This window comes from Aliidiomarina maris (assembly GCF_003987335.1).
GTDB classification, from domain to species: domain Bacteria; phylum Pseudomonadota; class Gammaproteobacteria; order Enterobacterales; family Alteromonadaceae; genus Aliidiomarina; species Aliidiomarina maris.
The window spans coordinates 87,666-98,146 of record NZ_PIPK01000011.1 but is presented as its reverse complement, the minus strand read 5'-3'; the positions used below and the strand labels follow the sequence as shown (position 1 = coordinate 98,146).

Here is a 10,481-nt window from a genome sequence, read left to right as displayed (position 1 = left end):
GAGCCTCGTTGTTTAAGGGCTTTGTTGTATTCAGACCAGTTTTTAACTCGGTATTTTGCTTTGCTCATTGCGGTGTCTAGTATCAGCGTGGTTTGGCGATCTGATCAACGCTAACTGAGAAAGTTCCGCTATTTATTCAACAAGGCCGTAGTCAACGGTTAAGCGATGTAAATCATAAGCTTGTCGAGTTGTTCTTAGCCAATATCGCGATTGGCTTTGAAAACGTGAATTTATTCGAAGAGTTACGCACCGCTGCCTACAAAGATTCGCTCACAGGTCTCGCCAACCGGTCTGAATTTATTCGTCAGTTGAACGACATATTGAAGCTCGATAGCGAGTTTACAGTCGCGATTACGGATATCAGCCACTTTTCCGATGTGAATGATGCGCTGGGCCAAGATGTGGGTAATAAGCTAATTCAAGCGGTCGGGGCGCGCTTACAACATGTATTTGGTGACCAAGCAGTTGTCGCGCGGTTGAGCGCGGATGTATTTGGCTTGCTTGGCCCCAGTGAGTGTATTAACGCTACACTCATAGATGAATGCGTGTTCCAACCGTTCGACGTGGATGAGCATCGTATACCCGTGATGATGACCACTGGCTTTACACGCCGGCATATGGCCGCAAATGGTTTGGATCTTCTTAAACAAGCCTATATTGCACTCAAGAACGCCAAGAATCATCGCTTAGAAAGCCACGCGAATTACCACCCAAGTATGCAAGCAGAAACAGAGCGCCGACTTGAACTGATTCGTAATTTGCGCCAAGCTTTCGCGCAACAGCAGTTAGAGCTTTGGTATCAACCCCAGGTTGAGCTATCGAGCGGGCGCGTGGTAGGGGCTGAAGCCCTACTGCGTTGGCCACAGAGTGATGGAAGTTTCATTTCCCCTAGCATTTTTATCCCATTGGCAGAGTATTCCGGTCTCATTTTAGAGATCGGCCATTGGGTGCTGGAACAAGCTTGCATGACCATGCGTGCGATAGAAAGTGAGGTAAGCGCTGACTTTCGCATGGCGGTGAATGTATCTGTACCACAATTCCGGCAGAAGAATTTTGCCAACGAAATACTCGGTGTCATGCGTAATCACCAGGTAGACCCGCAGCGACTTGAGATTGAAATCACGGAGTCTATCGTGATGGATGACCCTAACCTGGTGGTGAAAGTATTGAATCAATTGAAATCTTATGGCGTGCGGGTGGCGATTGATGATTTTGGGGTCGGGTTCTCGTCGCTGAGCTATGTGCAGCGCTTACCCTTAGACAAACTCAAAATTGACCGTGAGTTCGTGCGATCTGCACACACCACAAGTGGTGCGGTAGTGATTGAAAGCATAGTGAATATGGGGCACCGGCTTGGTTTACAAACCTTAGCGGAAGGTATCGAAACCGAGCAGCAAGCGAAGTACTTCGATGAACTACGCGTAGGCCAAGCCCAAGGCTACTTGTACGCGAAACCGATGAGCTTAGTGGCGTTCAAAGACTTTATTGAGCAGCGCAAAGGGCTCGCTGTATAAACGAGCCCTGGTCAGCACTTAAAAATAAGAAATAACTTCTGAAGCTTCAATCACATATCCGGTAACGGCAATATCACTTTCACTGCGTGACACGCTGATATCTCCACTCACCCAAACCGCGTCATAAGTGACCGCGTAGGGTACTCCTTCTGGAAATTTAACGTGGATAATTTGATTGGGCGGGGGCGGCGGCACGTGGATACACGCGCCAAAGTAGGGCACTAAGAGAAATTCAGTGACCCGCCGATCATCACCTTCAAGTTGCACCACGTAGCCTGGAATCTTCACGTGTTGGCCATCTAACGCTTCAATCACAGGCGCATCCAGGTTAGTTTGCACTTGGGCCTCAGGGTTGGCTTCATAGTAGGCTTGACTGCGCACAGCCGGCGGGCGCCAACCTTCAGGCATTAAGTCATTCCAGCGCAATGTGCGCGGCTCTTCGGCACTCACACTTGGACTTACTGGCAGCAGTAAGCATGCTGCAAACATTGCCATAGCAACTGAATTTTGGTGTTTCAAGGTATTCTCCTTACCACTGCTGCAGGGGCTAAAACTTCATGCTTAAGCCATCAGCTAAAGAATGTCTGTATGCTCGCCAAGCGGGAATACAACTAATCAAACTACCGGCAATTAATACAATGCCCATGCGCTGCCACTCAACTGCCGAGGGCGCACCAATCGTAATCACCACGCCAAACTGCATTTCTATCCATGGTGCGAGTATCAACATTGCGCTGTATAGCAAGCCAACGCCGACGCCAATACCAATCATGGTCAGCAATAGCGCTTCGCTGACCAGCAAGCCGAAAATCGTCTTCGGACCAGCACCCAACGAACGTAAGACCGCCATTTCCCGTCGTCGTTCCTGCAAACTGGCAAGGAGTGTGGCGAGCATGCCAATTAATCCAGTCAGCAGAACAAAACCGGATACGATGGCGAGTGTGCGTTCAAACATATTCAGGGTGCGCCATAAGTCCTGCAATGTTGCGCCGGGCATAATTGCGGTGAGCGGTTCCTGACCCCAGGTGTTGATCATGCGCTGCATAAAAATGGCGCGCGGCTGGCTGTGTAAACCGACGAAGAACGCACTTAAACTGTCAATTGGGCGATCATGGTGGTCATGAGCACCATGTTCAGTAGATTCAGTGGGTTCAGTAGATTCAGTGGGCTCAGTCGGTATCTGTTGGTCACTAAAGGAAGGCCGCTGTGCAGGTTGCTCGTGCTCATGCCCGTGCGCATCGTCATGCTCATGGTCATGTTCGCCGTGCATACCAGCGAGGGCACGTAAGGGTACGAACACCGCGTTATCCAATGGGGTGCCGGTGGGCGCTAACACACCGACGATACTTAATGGGTCTTCGTCGTGGTGGTGAAAGCTCACACTACCGGTGCCGTGCGCTACTACAAGCTCGTCACCAAGGCCAAGTTGATGTTGGCGGGCGACACGAGCGCCTAGTATGGCTTGCTCAGTGGCATCAAACACAGCGCCTTGTTGAAACTGTATGGCTTGGCGACGGCCATACTGGAAATGAGCGAAAAATGTCTCGTCCGTGGCAATCACAGGGTGGCCACGAAAACTGTCACCCAAAGCAATTGGCACGGCCCACGCAACCTGCTCATGTTGTTGCCAGTGCGCAAAACTGTCCCAGCTCACGTTCGCACTTGGGTTACCAATATGGAATACCGAATACAGGAGCAAATTAGCAGGGCCGCTACGTGCACCGACAATTAAGTCGGTTCCAGAGATGGTATTGGCAAAACCACTTCGTGTCTGCTGACTGACACGTTCAACACCGAGTAGTAGCATGACGCTAATTGCAATCGCAAAAACGGTTAGCAGTGCGTTGGCACGCCGACTCTTGAGACTTGCCCAGGCAAGCTTAACCATGTTCATCGGTTCACCTCACTCAGGTCAACACTGCGGCTAAACAGTGGTGCTAGCGCCTGATCGTGGGACACAAACACCAGGGTCGTGCGTGCGCGCTCACACTCAGCAAAAAGTAAATGTAAAAAGTTTTCCCGGCTATTGGCGTCTAACGCAGACGTTGGTTCATCGGCGATCACCACGGGCGGGCTACCAATCAAAGCGCGTGCAGCGGCGACACGCTGCTGCTGTCCAACACTGAGTTGGCTGGCTTGACGTTGATGTAGGGCTTCGGGAATGCCTAGTTGCTTCAGCAGTCGAGCCGCTTCTGCCGTCGCGCTGGTGCCATGAGTCGCTAAACGTTGACGTCGTGCGGCGGAAAAGTCGCAGGCTAACGTCACGTTATGAATTAAATCCAGGAAGGGTAACAAGTTGAACTGCTGGAAAATATAGCCGATATGGTCGGCGCGAAAGGTGTCACGTTGGCTTTGTGACAAGCGCTCTAATGCTCGGCCTTGCACTTCAATGCTGCCTTGCTGCGGCGTATGTACCCCTGCGAGTAAGGACAGTAGTGTGGATTTTCCGCTACCACTGGGGCCATGCAGAAAAACGCGCTCACCCGATGAAATAGTGAGCGCATCAATAGCAAGCACAGGCTCGGCAGTTGGCTGCCAACTAAAGCGTAAACCTTGAATGGCAATACTTAACGGTGGGTGCTCAACGGCCGGCTGTGATTGCATAGTTCACCTATTTTTGCTGCTGTGCGCGCTCGAATGATGATTTAATTTCGTCTTTCGCGGCGGCGGCATCAGCCCAACCTTCGACTTTGACCCACTTACCTTTCTCTAGCTGTTTATAGCTTTCGAAGAAATGCTGGATTTGTGCTTTCAGTAACGGGTCTAAATCGTCGATGTCTTGCACGTGGTCGTATTGCTTAGTCAGCTTGCTGATTGGCACCGCGATCACTTTCGCGTCTTCACCTGACTCGTCAGTCATTTTCAACACGCCGATTGGGCGACAGGTAATCACGCTACCGTGTTGTAACGGATACGGAGTTGGGACTAAGACGTCAACTGGGTCGCCGTCTAATGATAAGGTATCATTCACATAACCATAGTTGGCTGGGTAAAACATTGGGGTGGCCATGAAGCGGTCAACCCACAAAGCGCCGGTGTCTTTATCGACTTCGTATTTAATTGGCTCAGCATTGGCTGGGATTTCAATGATGACATTCACTTCTTCTGGCATTTTGTCGCCAGCAGGAACATGTTTTAAGCTCATGGTACTTCCTTCAACATAAATTAAAAAATAAAACAGGCGTAGTATAACGCTGGCGGCCCAAGAATTTAAGTTCGACCTTGGTGTATACGCAATGACGCGTGCCTGAATGCTGCATTTACTTTAGGCGTCGAAACGCTGACACGGAATATCTTTATGGTATTGCAAACAAGTGCCGACTTCGTCCGCCGAACCCATCATCACAGCTACGCGTTGGTGAATCTCGGTAGGTTGTAATGACATGATACGCTCGTAGCCTGTGCTGGCGCGGCCGCCGGCTTGTTCAATCAAAAAGCTCATTGGGTTCGCTTCATATAACAAACGCAATTTACATGGTTTGTCGGCCTCGCGGCAATCCGCTGGGTAAGTGAAAATACCTCCGCGACACAACACGCGATGCACATCTGACACCATCGCGGCATTCCAGCGCATATTGAAGCGCTTACCGCGCGGGCCTTCTTCGCCCTGAAGCAAATCTTTTATATATTGCTTCATTGGCGCTGACCAGAATCGGTCATTGGCCATATTAATGGAGAATTCCTGGGTTTGCGCTGGAATCTTGACTTGCTCAACGGTTAGCAGGAACTCGCCCACGGTGTGATCCAGCGTATACATTCGCACGCCTTTGCCTGTAGTCATCACCAGCATGCTTGAAGGGCCATATAAAATGTAACCAGCAGCGACTTGCTCATCGCCGGTTTGCAAAAACATGTCTTTGCCGTGTTTGCAATGGTCAGGCACTTCCATAATCGAGAAAATGGTGCCGACACTGCCATTGACGTCAATGTTTGAGCTACCATCTAGGGGGTCGTAAGCAACTAGGTATTTTGCATCTGGGTTACCCTCGACAATGTCGTCTTCTTCTTCTGACGCCACAGCACGCACTAGATTGGTTTCCAGCAGCATGTTCTTGATCAGTTGGTTCGAGACCACATCGAGTTTCTTTTGGGTTTCGCCTTGAATGTTTTCATCCAAGGTGGAGCCTAAGGTTCCGGCGAGGCTGCCTTGATGAAGGCGATGAGAGATTTCTTTTGCAGCCGTCATCAAGGTATTGATAACGGAGATTAAATGCAGTGGCACGTGGTCATTGTTTAGAACCGGAATTAGACGTTGCATGAGTGTCCTCTGTAATCGGTTGTGACCGGCCGCTGCCCACTAGCGACCGTTTCGGCGCGCGATAGTCTACCGCATTTGACGCCATGATGCTCGTCTAATAGACAATCCAGATGTCCGCAATGCGCAAATTAATCACGATGGCTTTTCATGCTTGCAAGTGAAAGTGTTACAATGCCGACGATTTGTTACCACTGGACTGGCTATGCACATTCATATCTTGGGTATTTGCGGCACCTTTATGGGCGGTATCGCAGCGATTGCAAAACAACTCGGGCACCAGGTGACTGGGTCAGATGACCATGTCTATCCGCCGATGAGCACGATGTTGGGGTCATTAGGTATTCAGATTGGTAGCCTTAGCGATACCAGCCAGCTCGAGCCCGCACCGGATTTAGTGATTATTGGCAACGCGTTGAGTCGCGGTAACCCCCAAGTGGAAATGATCCTTGATCGCGGCATTGCCTACACGTCGGGGCCGCAATGGCTTGGCGATCATGTGCTGCGCCAAAAGTGGGTGATTGCGGTTGCGGGTACGCATGGTAAAACCACCACCACCAGCATGCTGACACATATTCTCGAGTGCTCGGGGTACAACCCTGGATTTTTGGTCGGTGGGGTGCTGGAGAGTTTTGGTGCTTCAGCTCGCTTAACCGACAGTATGTTCTTCGTGATTGAAGCCGATGAATATGACACCGCGTTTTTTGATAAGCGCTCCAAGTTTGTGCATTATCATCCCAATACCTTAGCCTTGAACAATTTAGAGTTCGACCACGCGGATATCTTCCCTGACTTAGCTGCGATTCAGCGCCAAGTGCACCATGCGGTGCGCGTCGTACCAGGGTCTGGAGCCGTGGTGTACCCCGCCGATTGCAATGCTTTAGTTGAGACCTTGAAGCAAGGCTGCTGGAGCGAACAGCGGCGCTTGAATCATCCTCAAGGTTGGCAGGTCAGTGATACGAGCGCGGCAGGGGATGCATTCAATGTCAGCTTCCAAGGCCAGCACCAAGGCCGCGTTGAATGGCAGCTGTTGGGCCCGCACAATGTAGCGAACGGTTTGATGGCCATTGCGTGCGCGCATCATGTTGGTATCGCGCCTGAGCAAGCCATTCGAGCGCTGGCAACATTTCAGGCTCCGAAACGGCGATTAGAGACGGTGTTGCAGCGTGATTCACTGTACTTATATGATGATTTCGCGCATCACCCTACGGCGATGCAACTTACGCTGCAAGGTTTGCGCGCATATGCGGGTGATAAGCCTGTTTGGGCGGTGATTGAACCGCGCTCCAACACCATGAAGCAGGGGGTTCATCGCGATCAGCTGGCGCAAGCACTGAATTTAGCTGACCAAGTGGTAGCGTTCGACAATCAACAACTTGCTTGGTCATTGCATGAGGTCGCTGAGCAAGCCAGTAACCCTTGGTTTATCCATAATCAAATCGACCAGTTAGTGCGTTTTATTGCGACCGAGGCACCTGCTGACACCCACATTGTGATGATGAGCAATGGCGGGTTTGCGGGCTTACGCGAGCAATTGCAACAAGCTTTAGCGACACGCTGAGCGCTTGGTTTGAACACGACCAGAATCCGACAGCTACGCGCGAACATCGCCGTACCAACATCAAAGGGGGGCCCATGCCTGCTGCCTTAACAAGTAATGATAACCGAGTGACCGTCGCGATGACGGGCGCCTCTGGCGCACCTTATGCATTGCGCTTGATTGAGAATTTACTGGCCCAGGGTCAGCAAGTGTTGCTGATGGTATCGAGTGCGGCCAAAGTGGTGTTGGCCACGGAAGAAAATATGCAGTTGCCGGGGAATCCGAAAGCAATGGCCGAATTTCTGCGGCATAAATTCGGTGTCACAGATACCGGGCAACTGCAGGTCTTCGGCAAAGAAGAATGGTTCTCGCCGGTCGCATCTGGCTCGGCGGCACCTAAGCGTATGGTGGTTTGTCCGTGTTCGACCAGTACGTTATCAGCGATAGCTGTTGGCGCGAGCAATAGCTTAATTGAGCGGGCTGCGGACGTGGTGCTTAAAGAACGCGGGCAATTAATTTTAGTACCCAGAGAAAGCCCACTCAGTACTATCCATTTACAAAATATGTTGACCTTGAGTCAGGCGGGCGCTGTGATCATGCCGGCGGCACCTGGCTTTTATCACCAGCCGCAGAGTATTGATGATTTGATTGATTTTATGGTGGCGCGGATTCTTGATCACTTGCAACTTGAGCAAACTTTGGTGCCGCGCTGGGGCTATGGCACGACATCCGTACGAGGAGAAGAATAGATGACCCAAGCATTGGCTATTCATGGCCTGAAAAAAACTTATAAGGGCGGCTTACAAGCCCTCAAGGGCCTCGATTTACAGGTTCAGCAAGGCGATTTTTATGCGCTGCTCGGGCCCAATGGCGCTGGTAAATCGACCACCATTGGGATTATTTCTTCGCTGGTCAATAAAACCGAAGGTAAAGTCGAAGTGTTCGGGTATGACCTCGACACCCAGCTCGCGGATGTAAAGCGCCATATTGGTCTGGTTCCGCAAGAATTTAACTTTAATCAGTTTGAGACCGTGCTGCAAATCGTGGTCAACCAAGCCGGTTACTACGGTGTGCCGCGCGCACTAGCGAAAGAGCGTGCCGAAAAGTATCTGACTCAGCTAGGTCTTTGGGATAAGCGCAACGACCGTGCGCGTACCCTGTCTGGCGGCATGAAGCGCCGTTTGATGATTGCTCGCGCTTTACTTCATGAACCTAAATTACTGATTTTGGATGAGCCAACGGCGGGGGTAGATATCGAACTGCGTCGTTCAATGTGGGATTACCTGACGTTAATTAACCAGCAAGGTATCACCATTATTTTGACCACCCATTATCTGGAGGAAGCCGAAACCTTGTGCCGCAATATCGGTATTATTGATAAAGGCCAAATTATTGAGAACACGAGTATGAAAGCGCTATTGAGTAAGCTCAATATTGAAACTTTTGTGCTCGATCTTGCGCCTCATGAGCATCCAATACAATTACAAGGCTTCACAATGCGAGAGCGTGGCGAATTAACCCTGGAAGTCGACGTGCCAAAAGAACGTGGACTCAATGCGGTATTCGCGCAATTGAGTGAGCAAGGAATAAAAGTATTGTCGATGCGCAACAAGTCGAATCGTTTAGAAGAACTGTTTGTCGACTTGGTCGAGCAAGGTCGCCAGCAAAAGGAGCCTGCACAATGAATTTGACTGCATTACGAACTATTTGGATTAAAGAATGCACGCGCTTTTTGCGTATTTGGGTGCAAACCTTAGTACCACCTGCAATTACCATGACCCTGTACTTTATTATCTTTGGTAACCTGATCGGCCAGCGTATTGGCGAGATGGGTGGCGTTAGCTACATGGAGTTTATTGTGCCAGGGTTGATCATGATGTCGGTGATTACGAATGCATACTCCAACGTAGCGTCTTCGTTTTTCAGCGCTAAGTTTCAGCGCAATATTGAAGAAATGCTGGTATCGCCAGTCTCCACGATGACGATAATTTTGGGTTATGTGGGTGGTGGCGTGGCGCGTGCGCTGATTGTTGCGGTCGTGGTAACCGTTGTGGCGAGCTTCTTTGTACCGCTCAATATCCAACATTACGGGCTGATTGCAATTACCGTCATTTTGACTGCAACATTATTTGCCTTAGGTGGGCTTATCAACGCGGTGTTTGCTAAAACCTTCGATGACATTTCGATTATTCCGACTTTCGTGCTGACCCCGTTAACGTATTTGGGTGGTGTGTTTTATTCCATCACGCTATTGCCGCAATTCTGGCAAACCGTATCGCAAGCGAACCCGATTATTTATATGGTTAACGCGTTCCGTTATGGCTTTATTGGTGTCTCCGACATCAACCCTTGGCTGGCGCTTGGGGTACTGATGTTATTTAACGCGGCTTTTCTGGCCGTAGCTTGGACATTGCTGAATCGCGGTGTCGGTATTCGCAGTTAAGGGGACGGCATGGAATACCAATCTCGCGGCATTGATAGCAACCAGCACGATGTACACCAAGACATCGCCAAAGTGGTGCGACGGCATTTAAACAGCGAATTTTTAAAGCCTATTGCCTCCCATAGCCATGACGTATTCGCGGCAGTGGATGCACGCGTGCAAGCGTGGCAGGGGCCCATTGTGTTGGATTCCTGCTGTGGCGTTGGCGAAAGTACCCTGCAACTTGCTCAGCGCCATCCCGATGCACTGGTAATAGGCGTCGATAAATCTGCCCATCGGTTGGCGAAAACCGCCTCCTATGGCGAGGTCAGTGCACGCTGCGTCTTAGTGCGAGCAGACTTAAATGACTTTTGGCGCCAAGCGTTGACTGCAAAATGGCAGATTAGCCATCATTATATTCTGTACCCAAACCCTTGGCCTAAAGCGAAGCACTTGCAACGGCGCTGGCATGGTGGACCATTATTTCCAGCGATTATTGCGTTGGGCGGCCAGCTTGAACTGCGCAGTAATTGGCGGATTTACTTAGCTGAATTCGCCGCGGCTTTAGAAATAGCCGGTTATGCCAGCGAATTAAATAAATTACCCGCTGAGATTGCGCCAATCACGCCATTTGAACGTAAATACCAAGCGACTGAACAAGTCCTCTGGCAGTTGCAAAGCAACTTATGCTAAAGTCTGCGCCCATTATTTATACTGCCTCAGTAACACGAGGGTATTGCAAGGAGATTG

Annotated in this window: 11 protein-coding genes; 6 read left to right on the top strand and 5 right to left on the bottom strand. The window is 50.4% G+C overall.

Annotated features, from left to right (window positions below; translation table 11 throughout):
- Window positions 1-188: 188 nt before the first annotated feature.
- A complete protein-coding gene (locus tag CWE07_RS11380) occupies window positions 189-1,514 on the top strand; it encodes a putative bifunctional diguanylate cyclase/phosphodiesterase (protein WP_111570103.1) in 1,326 nt (441 codons plus the stop codon).
- Window positions 1,515-1,532: 18 nt separating this feature from the next.
- Here the strand turns inward: CWE07_RS11380 and CWE07_RS11375 are convergent, their stop codons facing one another.
- The 5 genes from CWE07_RS11375 to CWE07_RS11355 form a co-directional block, all read right to left on the bottom strand.
- Window positions 1,533-2,033, bottom strand: a complete 501-nt coding sequence (locus tag CWE07_RS11375) for a DUF3299 domain-containing protein (RefSeq protein ID WP_338067877.1) — start codon at window positions 2,031-2,033, stop codon at window positions 1,533-1,535.
- Window positions 2,034-2,061: 28 nt separating this feature from the next.
- Window positions 2,062-3,408, bottom strand: coding sequence for an ABC transporter permease (locus CWE07_RS11370; RefSeq protein ID WP_241974131.1), 1,347 nt, complete (start codon window positions 3,406-3,408; stop codon window positions 2,062-2,064).
- Window positions 3,405-4,118: an ABC transporter ATP-binding protein gene (locus CWE07_RS11365; protein ID WP_111570101.1), complete on the bottom strand. Its 714-nt coding sequence runs from the start codon at window positions 4,116-4,118 to the stop codon at window positions 3,405-3,407. The genes CWE07_RS11370 and CWE07_RS11365 overlap by 4 nt, the downstream gene beginning before the upstream one ends.
- A gap of 7 nt (window positions 4,119-4,125) precedes the next feature.
- Complete coding sequence (gene ppa, locus CWE07_RS11360; protein WP_111570100.1) at window positions 4,126-4,659, bottom strand: inorganic diphosphatase; 534 nt, start codon at window positions 4,657-4,659, stop codon at window positions 4,126-4,128.
- A gap of 120 nt (window positions 4,660-4,779) precedes the next feature.
- Window positions 4,780-5,772, bottom strand: coding sequence for a class 1 fructose-bisphosphatase (locus CWE07_RS11355; RefSeq protein ID WP_111570099.1), 993 nt, complete (start codon window positions 5,770-5,772; stop codon window positions 4,780-4,782).
- A 202-nt stretch (window positions 5,773-5,974) separates the two neighbouring features.
- Here CWE07_RS11355 and mpl point away from each other — a divergent pair, with 202 nt between their 5' ends.
- The 5 genes from mpl (at window position 5,975) to trmB (ending at window position 10,424) form a co-directional block, all read left to right on the top strand.
- Window positions 5,975-7,330, top strand: coding sequence for a UDP-N-acetylmuramate:L-alanyl-gamma-D-glutamyl-meso-diaminopimelate ligase (gene mpl, locus CWE07_RS11350; RefSeq protein ID WP_111570098.1), 1,356 nt, complete (start codon window positions 5,975-5,977; stop codon window positions 7,328-7,330).
- A gap of 74 nt (window positions 7,331-7,404) precedes the next feature.
- A complete protein-coding gene (locus CWE07_RS11345) occupies window positions 7,405-8,058 on the top strand; it encodes a flavin prenyltransferase UbiX (protein ID WP_111570097.1) in 654 nt (217 codons plus the stop codon).
- On the top strand, window positions 8,059-8,994 hold the full coding sequence (locus CWE07_RS11340) for an ABC transporter ATP-binding protein (protein ID WP_111570096.1): 936 nt from the start codon (window positions 8,059-8,061) through the stop codon (window positions 8,992-8,994).
- Complete coding sequence (locus tag CWE07_RS11335) at window positions 8,991-9,752, top strand: ABC transporter permease (protein WP_111570095.1); 762 nt, start codon at window positions 8,991-8,993, stop codon at window positions 9,750-9,752. Before CWE07_RS11340 ends, CWE07_RS11335 begins: the two co-directional genes overlap by 4 nt.
- 9 nt (window positions 9,753-9,761) lie before the next feature.
- On the top strand, window positions 9,762-10,424 hold the full coding sequence (gene trmB, locus CWE07_RS11330; protein WP_111570094.1) for a tRNA (guanine(46)-N(7))-methyltransferase TrmB: 663 nt from the start codon (window positions 9,762-9,764) through the stop codon (window positions 10,422-10,424).
- Window positions 10,425-10,481: the final 57 nt, after the last annotated feature.